At 60.9% G+C, this 18579-nt stretch carries 17 protein-coding genes; 12 read left to right on the top strand and 5 right to left on the bottom strand.

Features of this window, described 5'->3' with window-relative positions; genetic code table 11:
* Window positions 1–195: 195 nt before the first annotated feature.
* Window positions 196–468, top strand: a complete 273-nt coding sequence (locus HX818_RS01510; RefSeq protein ID WP_003212140.1) for a TfoX/Sxy family protein — start codon at window positions 196–198, stop codon at window positions 466–468.
* A gap of 249 nt (window positions 469–717) precedes the next feature.
* Here the strand turns inward: HX818_RS01510 and HX818_RS01505 are convergent, their stop codons facing one another.
* From HX818_RS01505 to HX818_RS01495, 3 genes are read right to left on the bottom strand one after another with little or no spacing between them, the layout of a single operon-like run.
* Window positions 718–1485 (bottom strand): heme ABC transporter ATP-binding protein, encoded by a 768-nt coding sequence (locus tag HX818_RS01505; RefSeq protein ID WP_134325723.1) that lies wholly within the window; start codon window positions 1483–1485, stop codon window positions 718–720.
* A complete protein-coding gene (locus tag HX818_RS01500; RefSeq protein ID WP_003212144.1) occupies window positions 1485–2522 on the bottom strand; it encodes an iron ABC transporter permease in 1038 nt (345 codons plus the stop codon). The genes HX818_RS01505 and HX818_RS01500 overlap by 1 nt, the downstream gene beginning before the upstream one ends.
* A complete protein-coding gene (locus HX818_RS01495; protein ID WP_087693394.1) occupies window positions 2519–3397 on the bottom strand; it encodes a hemin ABC transporter substrate-binding protein in 879 nt (292 codons plus the stop codon). Before HX818_RS01495 ends, HX818_RS01500 begins: the two co-directional genes overlap by 4 nt.
* A gap of 207 nt (window positions 3398–3604) precedes the next feature.
* Here HX818_RS01495 and HX818_RS01490 point away from each other — a divergent pair, with 207 nt between their 5' ends.
* Window positions 3605–3922 carry a Rieske (2Fe-2S) protein gene (locus HX818_RS01490; RefSeq protein ID WP_102604515.1) on the top strand — a complete coding sequence of 106 codons (318 nt, stop codon included), beginning with the start codon at window positions 3605–3607 and terminating at the stop codon, window positions 3920–3922.
* On the opposite strand, the gene sfsA is transcribed toward HX818_RS01490, so the two are convergent.
* Window positions 3919–4632 (bottom strand): DNA/RNA nuclease SfsA, encoded by a 714-nt coding sequence (gene sfsA / locus HX818_RS01485; RefSeq protein WP_102604514.1) that lies wholly within the window; start codon window positions 4630–4632, stop codon window positions 3919–3921. The genes HX818_RS01490 and sfsA overlap by 4 nt on opposite strands.
* The gene (locus HX818_RS01480; protein ID WP_102604513.1) at window positions 4632–5804 is read right to left on the bottom strand and encodes a pyridoxal phosphate-dependent aminotransferase; all 1173 of its coding nucleotides are present in this window, start codon (window positions 5802–5804) and stop codon (window positions 4632–4634) included. The genes sfsA and HX818_RS01480 overlap by 1 nt, the downstream gene beginning before the upstream one ends.
* A 321-nt stretch (window positions 5805–6125) precedes the next feature.
* On the opposite strand from HX818_RS01480, the gene dksA reads away from it, so the two are divergent.
* The 10 genes from dksA to pgi all read left to right on the top strand — a co-directional run bounded on the left by dksA (window position 6126) and on the right by pgi (window position 18545).
* Window positions 6126–6560 (top strand): RNA polymerase-binding protein DksA, encoded by a 435-nt coding sequence (gene dksA, locus HX818_RS01475; protein ID WP_003212154.1) that lies wholly within the window; start codon window positions 6126–6128, stop codon window positions 6558–6560.
* An 84-nt stretch (window positions 6561–6644) separates the two neighbouring features.
* Window positions 6645–7532, top strand: coding sequence for a tRNA glutamyl-Q(34) synthetase GluQRS (gluQRS, locus tag HX818_RS01470; RefSeq protein ID WP_177019344.1), 888 nt, complete (start codon window positions 6645–6647; stop codon window positions 7530–7532).
* A gap of 62 nt (window positions 7533–7594) precedes the next feature.
* A complete protein-coding gene (locus HX818_RS01465) occupies window positions 7595–7771 on the top strand; it encodes a hypothetical protein (protein ID WP_003176118.1) in 177 nt (58 codons plus the stop codon).
* Entirely contained in the window at window positions 7755–10709 is a 2955-nt protein-coding gene (locus tag HX818_RS01460) for a sensor histidine kinase (protein WP_023659379.1), read from the top strand. The genes HX818_RS01465 and HX818_RS01460 overlap by 17 nt, the downstream gene beginning before the upstream one ends.
* A gap of 22 nt (window positions 10710–10731) precedes the next feature.
* A complete protein-coding gene (locus tag HX818_RS01455) occupies window positions 10732–12171 on the top strand; it encodes a sigma-54 dependent transcriptional regulator (RefSeq protein ID WP_003212159.1) in 1440 nt (479 codons plus the stop codon).
* Window positions 12172–12882: 711 nt separating this feature from the next.
* Window positions 12883–14289, top strand: a complete 1407-nt coding sequence (locus HX818_RS01450; protein ID WP_003212161.1) for a polynucleotide adenylyltransferase PcnB — start codon at window positions 12883–12885, stop codon at window positions 14287–14289.
* 4 nt (window positions 14290–14293) lie between these two features.
* Window positions 14294–14791 (top strand): 2-amino-4-hydroxy-6-hydroxymethyldihydropteridine diphosphokinase, encoded by a 498-nt coding sequence (gene folK, locus HX818_RS01445; protein ID WP_177019343.1) that lies wholly within the window; start codon window positions 14294–14296, stop codon window positions 14789–14791.
* A 215-nt stretch (window positions 14792–15006) separates the two neighbouring features.
* Window positions 15007–15807, top strand: a complete 801-nt coding sequence (gene panB / locus HX818_RS01440) for a 3-methyl-2-oxobutanoate hydroxymethyltransferase (protein ID WP_008436874.1) — start codon at window positions 15007–15009, stop codon at window positions 15805–15807.
* Window positions 15804–16655: a pantoate--beta-alanine ligase gene (panC, locus tag HX818_RS01435; RefSeq protein WP_177019342.1), complete on the top strand. Its 852-nt coding sequence runs from the start codon at window positions 15804–15806 to the stop codon at window positions 16653–16655. Before panB ends, panC begins: the two co-directional genes overlap by 4 nt.
* Window positions 16656–16880: 225 nt before the next feature.
* A complete protein-coding gene (pgi, locus tag HX818_RS01430) occupies window positions 16881–18545 on the top strand; it encodes a glucose-6-phosphate isomerase (protein WP_003212168.1) in 1665 nt (554 codons plus the stop codon).
* Window positions 18546–18579 lie beyond the last annotated feature (34 nt).

Below are 18579 nucleotides of genomic sequence, written 5' to 3'. Positions count from 1 at the left end.
TACATCGGCTCCCGGCTACGCACAGGGCGTACCGGGGGCTTCACCCTTTCCTACGCTAAAACCCCCGCCTGCCTTAGAAGCTTTTAGGTCGTTGCCGACCAAAGAACTACGCTTTTCCTACTGAGCGCTACACTCCTTTCAGGCTTGCCTGGTCACGATACCCACCGAACCATTCGGCCGTCGCAAGGAGGCTTGATGAATGATGAGCTGCAACACCTGAAAAACCTTGGCAAGACGTCGGCGCAATGGCTGCATGCGGTGGGCATCCACAGTGCGTCCGACCTACGCCGCCTGGGGGCAGTCGACGCGTACCGTGCCGTACGCACCCGCGGTTTCAGGGCATCCAAAGTGTTGTTGTATGCCATTGAAGGCGCGCTGATGGATGTGCACTGGAATGACATTCCCGTTGAACGCAAGGAAGCTTTAAATCGTCAGCTGGACGCTCTGACGGCACGCCAAAAGAATTGAGACGCCAACTTGCACCCGCGTTTACGGGGATTCCAAGCAGAAGTTTGAGGAAATTCGAAGAGGCCGCAAAAACAAATGTTGACTCTCAAATGAGAATCGTTATGATTATCACAACTGGTCGCGAGATCAGCCGATAACTGAAAGACCATTGGTTCGGACTCTCAGATTATCTCCTCATCAGGCTAATCACGGTTATTTGACCCGGCTCTTGCCGGGTCTTTTTTTGCCCATAAAAAACTGCGGCGATTTTCAGCGGGCAATGATCAACGGATGGCCGCGCTCCGGATGCGGCTGCACCAACACATCCAGCCCGAATACCGCCTTCAGCGGCTCAGGCCGCAACACCTGTGCCGGTGTGTCCAACGCATGGGGCCGGCCATCCTCCAGTAACAGGATGCGATCACAGTAGCGCGCCGCCAGGTTCAGGTCGTGAAGGATCACCAGCACCGCCGCGCCACGGTCGGCAAAGCGGCGGATCGCCTGCAAGGTGGTGTGCTGGTGCAGCGGGTCAAGCATTGACGTCGGCTCATCCAGCAACAAGGTCTGCCCCGCCTCACCCGGCCATAGCTGCGCCAACACCCGTGCGAGATGCACACGCTGCCGCTCGCCGCCCGACAACGCCAGATAGCTGCGCCCGCTCAAATGGCTAACGTCGGCAGCCTGCAAGGCAGCATTGATGATTTCATCGTCACGCACCCGGCCCGTCTGATGAGGCAAGCGCCCCATGCCCACCACCTCTTCGACGCGAAAGGCAAAGTCCAGGGTCGAGGTCTGCGGCAACACCGCCAGCCGCTGGGCACGCTGCGCTCCGCCCCAGTCCTTCAACTCACGCTGATCCAGCCACACACGGCCTTGGTCGGGCTGCAACTCGCCGCATAACGCACCGAGCAATGTACTTTTTCCCGCACCGTTGGGGCCCAATACGCCGAGCACTTCTCCTGGCAACAGGTCCAGGGTGATGTCCGCCAGCACAGTTTTGCGCCCACGGCAGATCTGCAGGTCTTCTACTCGCAGCATCAGGCGCGCCCTCGTAACAACAGGTAGAGGAAAAACGGCGCACCGATAAACGCGGTAACAATGCCGATCGGTAATTCCGCCGGCGCCAAGGCCAGGCGCGCCACCAGATCGGCAAACAACAGCAAACTCGCCCCCGCCAGCACCGAGGCTGGCAGCAGCACCCGATGATCCGGCCCCGCCAGCAGGCGTACCAGATGCGGCACCACCAGCCCGACAAAGCCGATCATCCCCGCAGCCGCCACGGCCGCGCCCACGCCCAGCGCGGTGCAGAACACCAGTTCGCGCTTGAGGCCTTCAACATCAATGCCCAAGTGACTGGCTTCCGACTCACCCAGCAGGAGTGCATTCAGCGCCTTGGCCCGGCGTGGCAGCCACAGTGCTACGCCGGCGCTGACCAGCAGCAGCGGCCATAAGCGCGAGTAGCTGGCGCCATTCAGGCTGCCCAGGTTCCAGAACGTCAGGGTGCGCAAGGTAGCGTCATCTGCCAGGTAGGTGAACAGGCCCACCGCCGAACTGGCGAGCGCCGTCAGGGCGATACCCGCCAGCAACATGGTCGCGACGTTGGTTTGACCGTTGCGCCGCCCCAGGCGATAGACCAGCGCCGTTACCCCCAAACCGCCGAGGAAGGCACACAACGACAGCAGATAAGGCCCGAGCGCATCCGGCAAACCGCCAAAAAACGAACCACCGACAATCGCAATCGCCGCGCCCAACGCCGCACCGCTGGAAACCCCGACCAACCCGGGATCAGCCAAGGGGTTGCGAAACAGCCCCTGCATTGCAACGCCGGAAAGCGCCAGAACCCCACCGACGGCCAATCCCAGCAACGTACGCGGCAGGCGAATCTGCCCGAGGATCAGCTCCGCCTGCTCCAGGCCTTGGGCCTCGATTGGCACACCCATCAAGCGTAAGGCTGCCCGCAGTGTGTCCATTAACGGCAGACTCACCGGCCCCAGGGCCAATGACAACCAGATCGCCAGTACACACAGCAGACTCAAGCCGATAAACAGGGTTCGCGGTTTAACCAGAGTGGTCATGGGGCGGTATTAGCCTGAGACGGATAGAACCCGGCAGACAGCTTCACCAGGCTTTGCGGCAAGCGTGGCCCAAGCCCACCCACCAGCAGCGTCGGGTCCAGTTCATAGACGCGTCCATTCTTGGCCGCTGGCGTCGAAGCCAGGATCGGGTTTTCCTTGAACAACGCGGCGCGGGCCGCATCCCCGGTCAAAGCGCGATCGGCAAACACCAGCACCTCAGGATTGAGCCCCGCCAGCGACTCTACGGAAAACGGCTTGTAACCATCGTGGGTCGCCAGGTTGTGGCCGCCGGCCTGCTGCAACATCCAGTCAGCCGCCGTGTCTTTGCCCGCAATCAGCGGTTTGCCGCCGGCATGTCCCAGCAGCAACAGCACTCCAGGCGCCTTTTGAGTGGCCTGGGCCTTGGCCACCCAGTTCTTTTGTTGGTCAAGTTGTTGCTGATAGTCACTGAACAGTTCTGCAGCCTTCGCTTCGTTACCCAGCAGCTTGCCCAAATGCTGAAGGTTGCCCTGCAGCGTCGGCAGATCCGGCTCGGCTGAAAACAGCTCCACTTTCACACCGGCATTGCGGATTTGCGCCAACACCGGTGGCGGCCCCATTTCCTCGGTGCCCACCAGGATTTGCGGGCGCAGGCTCAGAATGCCTTCCGCCGACAACTGACGCTGGTAACCAATGCTCGGCAACGCCTTGAGGGATTCCGGATGCTGGCTGGTGGTATCCACGCCCACCAGCTTTGACTCACCGCCCAGGGCCGTCACCCATTCCGACAACGCACCACCGGCGCTGACCCAGCGTTGTGGCAGTTCAGAGGCCTGGGCCCCAGCGTTGACCAGCAGTCCGACAACGAGCGCGATAGCACTGGCACTCAGGCGCATAAAAGGGTTTCCTTCCAAGGGGTGAGCCCGCTGAAACACTCGCAATGTGACAGATCAAGGCTGCCGGACATCGTACAGAGCGCCCAGTCAGCTTACGGGCGAAGCCGGCATTTGATAATTGTTTGCATTTGCACGTCAAGCACCGGGCTCTGCGGCAAAAACCAGGATAGCCTTGTAGCCCGCAAACGGCGGCACTTAAGGATCGATATGAAGTTTCTCTGCGCCTCCAGCGAACTCACACCCAACGCCAGCCTCGGTTTCGATATCGACGGCCGCAAGCTGTTTGCCGTGCGCCGCGAAGGCATTGCCTACTTCTATATCAACCGCTGCCCGCATCGCGGGGTGCCGCTGGAATGGCAGCCGCACCAGTTTCTCGACCCCAGCGCCAGCCTGATCCAGTGCGCCACCCATGGCGCGCTGTTCCTGATCGAAAGCGGTGAGTGCGTCGCCGGCCCTTGCGCCGGCCAGAGCCTGACAGCCCTGCCCGGACGCGAGGATGAACAAGGCCTGTGGGTGCAACTCTAATCGCCGAGCATTACTTCCAGGCGACGGTCGATGCAGATTTCCTCTGACGTCACTCGCACGCCATAGGCCAGCACCTCGACGCCCGCCGCCTTGGCCTCACGCAACGCTGCCGCGTAACCGGCATCAATTTCTTCGGCAGGACGCACCGCATCGATCCCCGAGAGGTTGACGCAGTACAACTGCACTGCCCGTACACCCTCACGCGCCAGATGCGCCAGCTCACGCAGATGCTTGGCACCGCGCTGGGTCACGGCATCGGGAAACGCCGCCGTCGAGGTCCCGTCAAACCCGAGGGTGACGCTTTTGACTTCGACATACGCCGCGCCCGCCGGGTAGTCCAGGCGGAAATCGATCCTGCTGTTTTCCTGGCCGTAGGCGACTTCGCGTTTCAAGGCAGTAAAGCCATTGAGCTCGGTGATAACCCCCGCGCGCAGCGCTTCTTCAACCAACTGATTGGCCCGCGCCGTGTTCACACACGCCAGGCGCCCTTGTGGGGTTTCGCTGATTTCCCAGGTGCCTGGCAGCTTGCGCTTGGGGTCATTGGAGCGGCTGAACCAGACCTGGCCACCTTCCACCATGCAGTTGAACATCGAGCCGGTGTTCGGGCAGTGAATGGTCAACAACTCGCCGGTAACGGTTTCGATATCGGCGAGAAAACGCTTGTAGCGGCGGATCAGCCGGCCTTCTTCAAGGGGAGGATTAAAGCGCATCAGCCTTGCCAACTCCGCAGGCCGCGGGCAATCCGTTCAACGGCTTGCTGTAGGCGATCAAGGTTTTGCGTGTAGGCAAAACGCACATGGTGACCGGCTTGATAACGGCCGAAATCCAGGCCCGGCGTGAACGCAACGTGCTCGGTTTCGAGGAAGTGCCGGCAGAACGCGAAGGCATCGCCGCCGAATGCGCTGATATCGGCATACAGGTAGAACGCGCCTTCCGGCTCCACGGCAATACCGAAACCCAACTCGCGCAGGGCTGGCAGCAGGAAGTCGCGACGCCGGCCAAACTCGGCCCGGCGATCTTCAAGAATGTTCAATGTTTGCGGGGTGAAGCAGGCCAGGGCCGCATGCTGGGCCATGCTCGGCGCGCTGATGTAGAGATTCTGCGCCAGTTTCTCCAGCTCACCCACCGCAGCAGGCGGCGCCACCAGCCAGCCCAGGCGCCAGCCGGTCATTCCGAAATACTTCGAAAAACTATTTAGAACGAAGGCTTCATCGTCAACTTCCAGCACGCTGGCGGCATCGGTGCCGTAGGTCAGGCCGTGGTAGATCTCATCCACCACCAAATGCCCATTGCGCGCCTTGATGGCGCTCGACAACCCCGCCAACTCGTCCCGCGTCAGGATGGTGCCGGTAGGGTTGGCAGGCGAAGCGACCAACGCGCCCACGCTGTCCTGATTCCAATGGCGCGCCACCAGGTCGGCGGTCAGTTGATAACGCACCTCGGGGCCCACCGGGACCAATTGGGCCGCGCCCTCCACCAGTCGCAGGAAGTGGCGGTTGCAGGGGTAGCCTGGGTCTGCCAGCAGCCAGTGCTTGCCAGGATCCACCAGCAGGCTGCTCGCCAGCAACAAGGCTCCCGAGCCGCCGGGAGTAATCAGAATTCGCTCGGGATCGATGCTCAACCCGTAGCGCTGCTGGTAGAAACCGCTGATGGCTTGCCGCAACTCCGGCAGCCCGCGGGCCGCGGTATAGCGGGTCTTGCCATTGGCCAGCGCCGCCTGCCCGGCCTTGATGATGGGCTCGGCGGTGGTGAAGTCCGGCTCGCCGATTTCCAGGTGAATCACGTCGTGACCGGCGGCCTGCAATTCATTGGCCCGCGCCAGCAACGCCATGACATGGAAAGGTTCGATAGCGCGGCTGCGCGCACTGTAGGGCTGAGCCATTAGCCTTCCTTAACTCTGAGGACAAACCCCGATTCTACCCAACCCGCCGCGCAAAACCTGCTCTATTGCCCCAAGACATGTAGCAAGCACGGCAAGCAACTACCTGCAAAACAGCTAAAATCAACATTCGAGACCGTACAAGCCCGCCCTGCTGGGGCCTGCGGCGGTTTGCAAGCCTCAGGAGACGGTGCCTCGACAACCGGGAGTGGCGCACCCCGAATCTATCTGGTAAGTTCGCCCGCTTGCAGCCGCAGGGCCGGCAGGTGTCGGTGATGTTGCAATCCTGCGCAATGGATTAGAAGAGTGAGAGGCGGTCCATTCATGCCCACCCAAGCAAAGCAACAGAGCATCAGCGGCTTCCAACCCTACGTCGAGGCGAAGGGTGAGGAATACATGGGCAAGCCCATGCGCGAACACTTCTCCAAGATCCTGAAGCAGTGGAAACAGGACTTGATGCAAGAGGTTGACCGTACCGTTGACCATATGAAGGACGAAGCGGCCAACTTCCCGGACCCGGCAGACCGTGCCAGCCAGGAAGAAGAGTTCGCCCTTGAACTGCGCGCCCGTGATCGCGAGCGCAAGCTGATCAAGAAGATCGACAAGACCCTGCAACTCATCGAAGACGAAGAGTACGGCTGGTGCGAGTCCTGCGGCGTCGAGATCGGTATTCGCCGCCTGGAAGCGCGTCCTACCGCCGACCTGTGCGTGGACTGCAAGACCTTGGCTGAAATCAAGGAAAAACAGGTCGGCAAGTAATCATTGCCGGGCTGAACAAATGGGGCGTGCGAACGCCCCATTTTTGTTTCTGGCGTTTGCTGGTTTTCCAGTAATATCCGGCCCATGACAGCCTCCTCCTATATCGGGCGTTTCGCCCCCACGCCCAGCGGACACCTGCACTTCGGTTCCCTGGTCGCCGCCCTCGCCTCCTACCTCGACGCCCGTGCCAACCAAGGCCGCTGGCTGATGCGCATGGAAGACCTCGACCCGCCACGGGAAGAGCCCGGCGCCCAGGCCGCAATCCTGAATGCCCTGGAACGCTATGGTTTTGAATGGGACGGGGAGTTGGTCCGACAAAGCGAGCGGCACGATGCCTACGCTGAAGTGCTCAACCGCCTGTTCAATCATGGCCTGGCCTACGCCTGCACCTGCTCGCGCAAGCAACTGGAGCCCTATAACGGGATTTATCCGGGACTGTGCCGCAATGCCGGGCATGACCAGCAAGATGCCGCCATCCGTCTGCGGGTGCCGGAGTTGGAGTACCACTTTACCGACCGTGTACAAGGCGAATTCCGACAGCATCTGGGTCGCGACGTAGGCGACTTCATCATCCGCCGTCGCGACGGCCTGTATGCCTACCAACTGGCGGTAGTCCTCGATGATGCCTGGCAAGGTGTGACCGACATCGTGCGTGGCGCCGACCTGCTCGACTCCACGCCGCGCCAACTGTATCTGCAAGAACTGCTGGGCCTGCGCCAACCGCGTTACCTGCATGTGCCGTTGATCATCCAGCCGGACGGTAACAAGCTGGGCAAATCCTACCGCTCACCGCCCTTGACCACTGACCAGGCCACGCCTTTGCTGTTAAGAGCACTGCGCGCCCTGGGCCAGCCGGCGGGCGACGAACTGCACCACGCCAGCCCACGGGAACTGCTGGATTGGGGCATTCAACACTGGGATGCCGCACAGATCCCGCGCACACTCACGCTGGCCGAAGCGCAATTGCGCTGAAGGCGCTTGCAGCTTGCGAGCCATCCGTTACCATCGCCGCAGTTTTTCAATCAGAGGCCAACATGTACATCTATCGATTGGTCCTGCTGCTGGTCGTCGGGATCTACCTGTTTTCTCCCGCCATCATGGATTGGTGGATCGACGCCACAGGCGCCTGGTACCGGCCCTATCTGCTTTGGCTGATTCTGATCGTCGTGACTTTCATCCTGCAGAGCCAAAAAGATGCCGATGAGCTTTAGCCTGACCGAGATGCTGCTGATCAGCGCCGCCTACCTGGCCGCGTTGTTCGGGGTAGCCTGGATCAGTGAACGCGGGATGATTCCGCGGGCGATCATTCGCCATCCGTTGACCTACACCTTGTCCTTGGGCGTGTACGCGAGTGCCTGGGCGTTTTATGGCACCGTGGGCCTGGCCTATCAGTACGGTTACGGCTTTCTTTCGAGTTATCTCGGGGTGTCCGGCGCGTTCTTGCTGGCGCCGGTGCTGTTGTATCCGATCCTGAAAATCACCCGCACCTATCAGTTGTCGTCCCTGGCCGACCTGTTTGCGTTCCGTTTTCGCAGTACCTGGGCCGGTGCACTGACCACGATTTTCATGCTGATCGGCGTGCTGCCGTTGCTGGCATTGCAGATCCAGGCCGTGGCCGACTCCATCAGCATCCTCACCCGCGAACCGGTGCAGCACCGCGTGGCATTGAGCTTCTGCGCGCTGATCACTCTGTTCACGATTTTCTTCGGCTCACGGCATATCGCCACCCGTGAGAAACATGAAGGACTGGTGTTTGCGATCGCGTTTGAATCGGTGATCAAGCTGATCGCCATCGGCGGTGTCGGTCTGTACGCGTTGTATGGCGTATTCGACGGCCCGCAACAGCTGGAACTGTGGCTGCTGCAAAACCAGACCGCCCTGGCCGCACTGCACACGCCGTTGCAGGAAGGCCCATGGCGCACGCTGCTTTTGGTGTTCTTCGCCTCGGCGATTGTGATGCCGCACATGTACCACATGACCTTCACCGAAAACCTCAACCCGCGCTCGCTGGTCAGCGCCAGCTGGGGCTTGCCGCTGTTCCTGCTGTTGATGAGCCTGGCGGTGCCGCTGATCCTGTGGGCCGGCCTGAAACTTGGCGCCACCACCAATCCCGAATACTTCACGCTGGGCGTGGGTATTGCCGCCAACAGCAAATCCCTCGCATTGCTGGCCTATGTCGGCGGATTATCGGCCTCCAGCGGGCTGATCATCGTCAGTACCCTGGCGCTGTCGGGGATGGCGCTGAATCACCTGGTGCTGCCGCTCTACCAGCCGCCGGCCGAAGGCAATATCTACCGCTGGCTGAAATGGACCCGCCGGGCCCTGATCGTCGCGATCATCATGGCCGGCTATGGCTTCTACCTGTTGCTGGGTGCAGAACAGGACCTGGCCAACCTGGGGATTGTCGCCTTCGTCGCCACCTTGCAGTTCCTGCCGGGCGTGCTGTCGGTGCTGTACTGGCCGACCGCCAACCGCCGAGGCTTTATCGCCGGTTTGCTCGCCGGGATCCTGGTATGGACCGTGACCATGCTGCTGCCGCTGGTGGGCAACCTGCAGGGCTTCTACATCCCGCTGCTGAACATGATCTACGTGCTGGATGACACCAGTTGGCACATGGCGGCAATTGCCTCGCTGGCGGCCAACGTGCTGATGTTCACCCTGATCTCGCTGTTCACCAACGCCAGCCCCGAAGAAACCAGCGCCGCCGAAGCCTGCGCAGTGGACAACGTCCGTCGCCCGCAACGCCGCGAACTGCACGCCGCCTCACCCCAGGAATTCGCCACGCAACTGGCCAAGCCGCTGGGCGCCAAGGCCGCACAAAAGGAGGTCGAGCAGGCCCTGCGCGATCTCTACCTGCCGTTCGACGAGCGCCGGCCTTATGCCCTGCGCCGCCTGCGGGACCGTATAGAAGCCAACCTTTCCGGCCTGATGGGCCCGAGCGTGTCCCAGGACATGGTCGAGACGTTCCTGCCTTACAAGGCCGGCGGCGAAAACTACGTGACCGAAGACATCCACTTCATCGAGAGCCGGCTGGAGGATTACCACTCCCGCCTCACCGGCCTTGCCGCCGAACTCGACGCCCTGCGCCGCTATCACCGCCAGACGTTGCAGGAACTGCCGATGGGCGTCTGCTCCCTGGCCAAGGATCAAGAGATCCTGATGTGGAACAAGGCCATGGAAGAGCTCACCGGCATCGCCGCCCAACGTGTGGTGGGCTCGCGCCTGAACACCATTGGCGACCCGTGGAAAGAATTGCTCCAGGGCTTCATCAACCTGCCCGACGAACACTTGCACAAACAGCACCTGGCGCTGGATGGCCAGACCCGCTGGCTCAACCTGCACAAGGCCGCCATCGACGAGCCACTGGCGCCCGGCAACAGCGGCCTGGTGCTGCTGGTGGAAGACCTGACCGAAACCCAGATGCTCGAAGACAAGCTGGTGCACTCCGAGCGCCTGGCCAGCATCGGGCGCCTGGCCGCGGGTGTGGCCCATGAAATCGGCAATCCGATCACCGGTATCGCCTGCCTCGCGCAAAACCTGCGGGAAGAGCGCGAAGAAGACGGCGAAATCATCGAAATCAGCGGGCAGATTCTCGAGCAGACCAAGCGTGTTTCGCGCATCGTGCAGTCGCTGATGAGCTTTGCCCACGCGGGCGCCCATCAGAATCACGACGAGGCGGTGTGCCTGGCCGAAGTGGCCCAGGATGCCATTGGGCTGCTGGCCTTGAACCGGCGCAATTTCGAAGTACAGTTCTTCAACCTGTGCGACCCGGAACACTGGGTCGACGGTGATTCACAACGCCTGGCCCAAGTGCTGATCAACCTGCTGTCCAACGCCCGCGACGCATCGCCGGCCGGCAGCGCAGTACGGGTCAAGAGCGAGGCTTTCGAGCACACGGTCGATCTGATCGTCGAGGACGAAGGCAGCGGCATTCCACAGAACATCATGGATCGATTGTTCGAACCCTTCTTCACCACCAAGGATCCGGGTGAAGGTACCGGTCTGGGCCTTGCACTGGTCTATTCCATCGTTGAAGAGCATTATGGACAAATCACCATCGACAGCCCGGCTGACACCGAAAGCCAACGCGGCACCCGTATTCGGGTGACCTTGCCGCGTCATGTCGAAGCGACGTCCGCTGTGAACTGAGACCGTCGAGAGAGTTGAATCAATGCCGCACATTTTGATCGTCGAAGACGAAACCATTATCCGCTCTGCCTTGCGTCGCCTGCTTGAACGTAATCAGTACCAGGTCAGCGAAGCCGGCTCGGTGCAGGAAGCCCAAGAGCGTTTCAGCATTCCCACGTTCGACCTGATCGTCAGTGACCTGCGTTTGCCAGGCGCCCCCGGCACCGAGCTGATCAAGCTCGGCCAAGGCACTCCGGTGCTGATCATGACCAGCTACGCCAGCCTGCGCTCGGCCGTGGACTCCATGAAGATGGGCGCGGTGGACTACATCGCCAAGCCCTTCGACCACGACGAAATGCTCCAGGCCGTAGCGCGCATCCTGCGTGACCGTCAATCGGCCAGCAGCGCACCGGCTGAACGCCCGGCAGCGGGCAAGGCCGCCAATGGTTCTGAAAAACCCGGTATTGACAACAGTAACGGCGAAATCGGCATCATCGGCTCCTGCCCACCCATGCAGGACCTGTACAGCAAGATCCGCAAAGTGGCGCCAACCGACTCCAATGTACTGATCCAGGGCGAGTCCGGTACCGGTAAAGAACTGGTGGCCCGTGCCCTGCACAACCTGTCCAAGCGCGCCAAGGCACCGATGATCTCGGTGAACTGCGCGGCGATTCCCGAATCCCTGATCGAATCCGAATTGTTCGGCCATGAAAAAGGCGCCTTTACCGGCGCCAGCGCTGGCCGTGCGGGTTTGGTTGAGGCCGCCGACGGCGGCACGCTGTTCCTCGACGAGATTGGCGAACTGCCGCTGGAAGCCCAGGCACGCTTGCTGCGGGTACTCCAGGAAGGCGAAATACGCCGCGTCGGTTCGGTACAGTCGCAGAAGGTCGACGTACGACTGATTGCGGCTACTCACCGTGACCTGAAGAGCCTGGCCAAGATTGGCCAGTTCCGTGAAGACCTTTATTACCGCCTGCACGTGATCGCTCTCAAACTGCCGGCCCTGCGTGAGCGCGGCGCTGACGTCAACGAAATCGCCACGGCCTTCCTGGCGCGCCAGAGTGCGCGCATCAACCGTACCGACCTGAAGTTTGCTGCCGATGCCGAGCAGGCGATTCGTCACTACTCCTGGCCGGGTAACGTGCGGGAGCTGGAAAACGCGGTAGAGCGTGCGGTGATTCTGTCGGAGAGCCCGGAAATTTCCGCCGAGCTGCTGGGGATCGATATCGAGCTCAGCGACCTGGATGATGATGACTTCATCGGTTTGCCACCACAGCAAGGTGGCGGCAGTAACAACAGCCACGAGCCGACGGAAGATTTGTCACTGGAAGATTACTTCCAGCATTTCGTGCTGGAGCACCAGGACCACATGACCGAGACCGAACTGGCGCGCAAACTGGGCGTCAGCCGTAAATGCCTGTGGGAACGGCGCCAGCGCTTGGGTATCCCGCGGCGCAAGACCGGGGTTGCCAGCGAAAGCTGAGTGGGTTGCCCCCACAGGTAACACCCTCAGATGTGAAAAAACTGTTACCGCTGATTTTTCACGTAACAAAAGCCGGGGCTTACGGTAACGAAGCCCCGGCTTTTTTTCGCCTTCAAAAAACCTGAAAACGCCCCGAACCCCTTATTTTGCTGGGCCTCGCAAAAGTTGGCACGCACCCTGCTATATGCTTAGTACAAAAACAATAACAAGCAAATGTACAAGACAATAAAAATAAGACGAATCGACTCACGCATAACAAAAACAACACGGCGGAGGCGCAGCTAACTGATTCTTTTGGAGAGGCGTTGCATTTGGGGCTTGCCCCGCAACCAGGCCGAGAACAACAAAAACTGCCCTAAGGCAGAGCCTGAACTGGTTGGATCGTAGATCAGCAACACAGCGACCAAAGCAATCCGTTTGCTCTTGGCTCCCGATTGGGAGTGTCATGAAGGTGAAGCTTCATGGCGAGGGCGATCAACAAAAACAAGAAGCCCGAAACCAATAATAAAAATAGAGCACGCAACTACTTCTGGGGGAGCTTCGGCTCCCCTTGTAGTTTCCGCGATTTGGCACCTGCCACCCTTCTTTTAAGCTTCTGGCTCAAGCCTTGCAGCTAGTTCCTACACCATCCCCTGACTAAATGCTAGAATCCCGGCCCATCATGCGGTCATTCTTCGTTATGGCCGAACATTCCTTCAAACAGTGCATCCCATGCTGAAGAAGTTGTTCCAGTCATTCCGTTCTCCCTTGCGTCGTACGCAACACAAACGCAGCACGCCTGAAGTGCTCAATAGCAGCCAGCATTCGCTGCAACGCGCCCAGTTCAGCCGTTATGCGGTGAACATCGTCGAACGTTTGCAGAACGCCGGCTACCAGGCCTACCTGGTTGGCGGTTGCGTGCGCGACATGTTGCTCAATATCACTCCCAAGGATTTCGACGTCGCCACCAGCGCCACGCCGGAACAAGTGCGTGCCGAATTCCGCAATGCGCGGATCATCGGCCGGCGCTTCAAGTTGGTGCACATCCACTTTGGTCGCGAGATCATCGAGGTCGCGACCTTCCGCGCCAACCATCCGCAAAACGATGAAGAAGAAGACACTAACCAGTCTTCCCGCAACGAAAGCGGGCGCATCCTGCGGGACAACGTCTACGGCACCCTGGAAGAAGACGCGCAGCGCCGCGACTTCACCATCAATGCCCTGTATTACGATCCGGTCAGTGAGCGCATCCTCGATTACGCCAATGGCGTACACGACATCCGCAACAACCTGCTGCGCCTGATCGGCGACCCGACGCAACGCTACCAGGAAGACCCGGTGCGCATGCTGCGGGCCGTGCGTTTCGCCGCCAAGCTGAACTTCGGCATCGAGAAGCACACGGCCGCGCCGATTCGCGACCTGGCGCCGATGCTGCGGGAAATTCCCTCGGCCCGGTTGTTCGAAGAGGTGCTCAAGCTGTTCCTCTCCGGCTATGCTGCCGACACCTTCGAAATGCTGGTAGACCTGCAGTTGTTCGACCCACTGTTCCCGGCCAGCGCCGAAGCACTGGAGTACAACCCGACCTACACCCACACGCTGATCAGCGAAGCCTTGATCAACACCGACCTGCGCATCAAGCAGAACAAACCGGTAACCCCGGCGTTCCTGTTTGCCGCCCTGTTGTGGCCAGCGCTTCCAAAACGCGTCATGCGCTTGCAAGACCGTGGCATGCCGGCAATTCCGGCCATGCAGGAAGCCGCTCACGAGCTGATCGCCGAGCAATGCCAGCGCATCGCCATCCCGAAACGCTTCACCATGCCGATCCGCGAGATCTGGGACATGCAGGAGCGCCTGCCACGCCGCAGCGGCAAACGCGCCGATCTGCTGCTGGACAACCCGCGCTTCCGTGCCGGCTATGACTTCCTGCTGCTGCGCGAAAGCGCCGGCGAACAGACCGACGGCCTGGGCGAATGGTGGACCGACTACCAGGACGCCAACGACAGCCAACGCCGCGAGATGATCAAAGAGCTCAGCAGCAAAGGCGAAGCCACCGGCGATGGCCCGAAAAAACGTCGCCGCAGCAGTGGCAGCAAGCGCAAACGCAGCGCTGGCGATTCATCGAGCGCGTCGGGCGAGTAAGCACGTGGAACGTATCTACGTCGGCATGGGCAGCAACCTGGCTGCCCCTGAACAACAATTGCGCGACGCCATCGAGGCCCTCGCGCAATTGCCGGACACTACGCTGGCGGGCGTCTCCGCCTTCTATCAAAGTGATTCCCTGCTCCCGGGCCAGCCGCGCTATACCAATGCGGTCGCGGCCCTGGACAGCGCCCTGGCACCACTGGAACTGCTCGATGCGCTGCAAGCCATCGAGAATGACCAGGGCCGCGAGCGTCTTGAGCGTTGGGGCCCGCGCACCCTGGACCTGGATATCCTGGTGTTTGGCGACCGGCTGATCGACGAGCCACGCCTGAAGGTGCCGCACTATCAAATGCACCTGCGGGCGTTCGTGCTTTACCCGCTGGCAGAACTGGCCCCGGCCAGCCTGCAAATGGCCGATGGCCGCCTGCTCGGCGACCTGCTGGATGCCTGCCCGTTTGTCGGCCTGGAACGCCTGGCGCCTGCTGAATCGCATCAGTAACAGCGGTAACACCACCGCCGTAACAATGCGGTAACACATCCAATTGACTTCCAGAGTCCTCCTCACGACTATAGGCGTCCCGCTGCCGCCTACCCGGCGCTAAAGGGCGCAATCCAGGCCTTATAAGCACTGATCCTTAAGAAAGTGCGCCTGTATAAACGAAGACTCACGCGCGTTACTCGCTGTTTCCAAGCGCCTGAATGAGGACCCTTTTCATGCCAAACGTTACCCTGAGCACCTTGCAGAGCCTCAAGCTCAAAGGTGAAAAGATCACCATGCTGACCTGCTACGACGCCACTTTTGCCCAGGCCAGCAGCCAGGCAGGAGTTGAAGTGTTGCTGGTGGGGGACTCCCTGGGCATGGTTCTACAAGGGAATGACAGCACCCTGCCCGTCACCAACGATGAAATCGCTTACCACACGGCCTGCGTCAAGCGCGGCAACGAAGGCGCCTTCATCATTGCCGACCTGCCCTTCATGGCCGATGCCACCATCGAACAGACGCTGACCAACAGTGCTCAACTGATGCGTGCCGGTGCACACATGATCAAGGTTGAAGGTGCCGCCTGGCTCGCCGAGTCGATTCGTTTGCTGGCTGAACGCGGCGTGCCGGTTTGCGCGCACATGGGCCTGACGCCACAGTCGGTGAATATCCTCGGCGGCTACAAGGTACAAGGCCGCGGCGAAGCCCAGGCGCGCCAGATGCGGGCCGATGCCATCGCCCTTGAACAGGCCGGTGCGTGCATGATTCTGCTCGAATGCGTGCCAAGCGAGCTGGCAGCGGAAATCACCCAGGCCGTTAAAGTACCGGTGATCGGTATCGGCGCCGGTTCTGCCACAGACGGCCAAGTATTGGTACTGCATGACATGCTGGGCCTGTCCCTTACCGGCCGCGTACCCAAGTTCGTGAAGAACTTCATGGCGGGCCAGGACAGTATCCAATCAGCCCTCGCCGCCTACGTCAGCGAAGTCAAAGCCGTCACCTTCCCGGGCGCCGAACACGGATTCTCCGCATGAACACCGTCAAGACCGTGCGCGAACTGCGCGCCGCCGTCACCCATGCCCGCAGCGCGGGCAAACGCATCGGCTTCGTGCCCACCATGGGCAACCTGCACAGCGGCCATGCCACGCTGGTCACCAAGGCTGCGCAACAAGCCGATTTCGTGGTGGCGAGCATTTTCGTCAACCCGCTGCAATTCGGCGCCGGCGAAGACCTGGACAAGTACCCGCGCACCCTGGCGGCCGACCAGGAGAAGCTCTTGCAAGCCGGTTGCAACCTGTTGTTCGCCCCGACCGTCGAGGAGATGTACCCCGACGGCATGGCCGGCCAGACTCGCGTCAGCGTGCCGCAACTGTCCGAAGGCCTGTGCGGCGCCAGCCGGCCCGGGCATTTTGAAGGCGTAGCCACGGTGGTCAGCAAGCTGTTCAACATGGTCCAGCCGGACCTGGCGATCTTTGGCCAGAAGGACTACCAGCAACTGGCGGTGATTCTCGCCATGGTCCATGACCTGAACATGCCGATCCAGATTATCGGCGAGCCGACCGTGCGCGCCGACGACGGCCTCGCGCTGTCGTCGCGCAATGGTTACCTCACCGACGAACAGCGCGCGATCGCACCGGTGCTGTACCGCAGCCTCAGCCAGATTGCCGCCGCCATTGAAGCGGGCGACCGCGACTTCGCCAAACTGCGCGCCGCACAGGTCCAGCAGATCGAAGCGGCAGGTTTTCGCATGGACTACCTGGAGGTTCGCCAGGGCCTGCACCTGCGTCCGGCCACCGCCGAAGACAAGGACCTGGTGATCCTGGTCGCCGCCTACCTGGGCGCCACCCGGCTGATCGACAACCTGCATCTGCACCTGAACTGACCCCGCCGCACACCCCGCCTGTTGCACTGCCTGATCGGCCGGTATAAAAAAGTACCGGCCACAGCGCAGACAAAGCCAAGACAGATCGACACGCTAGGTTTAATGTATTCGCCCTACGCTCTTCGTTGGCGTTGACCGGAGCCTGTCATCTTCACAAAGACAGGACATTCCCGGCTTTCAAGTGTCCTAAAAGCAGTCCCAGCAATAAAAAGGAAACCCGCAGCGATGGCGTACTACCGCACTCCTCATGACGTTACCGCTCTGCCCGCCTGGCAAGCGCTCAATCAACATCGCCAAGCCATGCAGGATTTCAGCATGCGCGAAGCCTTTAATGCCGATCCCCAGCGCTTTACCCAGTTCACCTTGAGCAGCTGCGGACTTTTCCTCGATTACTCGAAAAACCTGATCACCAGCGAAACCCGCGACCTGCTGGTAGGCCTGGCCAAGGAAGTCGACCTTCAGGGCGCGATCAAGTCGCTGTTCAACGGCGAGCCGGTCAACTCTTCCGAAGGCCGCCCGGCGCTGCACACCGCACTGCGTCGCCCGGTGGGTGACAAGCTGTCGGTCAACGGCGTGAACATCATGCCGGACGTGCACAAGGTGCTGAACCAGATCACTGACCTGGTCGGCCGCATCCACGACGGCCTGTGGCGTGGCTACACCGAGAAGCCGATCACCGACGTGGTGAACATCGGTATCGGTGGCTCGTTCCTCGGCCCGGAGCTGGTGTCTGAAGCGCTGTTGTCCTACGCCCACAAAGGCGTGCGCTGCCATTACCTGGCGAACATCGACGGCAGCGAGTTCCACGAGCTGACCATGAAGCTGCGCGCCGAGACCACGCTGTTCATCGTCTCGTCAAAATCCTTCAACACCCTCGAAACCCTGAAAAACGCCCAGGCCGCCCGCGCCTGGTACCTGGCCCAGGGTGGCTCGGAAGCCGAGCTGTATCGCCACTTCATCGCCGTATCGAGCAACAACGCGGCGGCCGTGGCCTTCGGTATCCGCGAAGAGAACATTTTCCCGATGTGGGACTGGGTGGGCGGTCGTTACTCGCTGTGGTCGGCCATCGGCCTGCCCATCGCGCTGGCCATCGGCATGTCCAACTTCAAGGAACTGCTGTCCGGCGCCTACACCATGGACCAGCATTTCCAGACCGCTCCATTCGAGGCGAACATGCCGGTGCTGCTCGGCCTGCTGGGCGTGTGGTACGGCAACTTCTGGGGCGCGCAGAGCCACGCAATCCTGCCGTACGATCACTACCTGCGTAACATCACCAAGCACCTGCAACAGCTGGACATGGAATCCAACGGCAAGAGCGTGCGCCAGGACGGTACGCCGGTTTCCACCGACACCGGCCCGGTTATCTGGGGCGGCGTAGGCTGCAACGGCCAGCATGCTTACCACCAGCTGCTGCACCAGGGCACCCAACTGATCCCGGCCGACTTCATCGTGCCGATCGTCAGCTTCAACCCGGTTTCCGACCACCATCAGTGGCTGTACGCCAACTGCCTGTCCCAGAGCCAGGCCCTGATGCTCGGCAAGACCCGCGCCGAGGCTGAAGCCGAGCTGCGCGACAAGGGCATGGACGAAGCCGAAGTGCAGAAGCTGGCACCGCACAAGGTGATCCCGGGCAACCGTCCGAGCAACACCATTGTGGTTGAACGCATCAGCCCTCGCCGTCTTGGCGCACTGGTGGCGATGTATGAACACAAAGTGTTCGTGCAAAGCGTCATCTGGGGCATCAACGCGTTCGACCAGTGGGGCGTGGAGCTGGGCAAGGAGCTGGGCAAAGGCGTCTACAACCGCCTGACCGGCACCGAAGAACAGCCTGCGGACGATGCGTCCACCCAGGGGTTGATCAACTACTTCCGCGGCCGTCACCGCGGTTGATGGTATCAGCACTACAATGAGGGTCTGAACCTGC

The organism is Pseudomonas sp. F9001 (assembly GCF_013385435.1).
GTDB lineage: Bacteria > Pseudomonadota > Gammaproteobacteria > Pseudomonadales > Pseudomonadaceae > Aquipseudomonas.
Note: the sequence above shows the minus strand (reverse complement) of the source record. Positions and strands in the feature narration are given on the sequence as shown.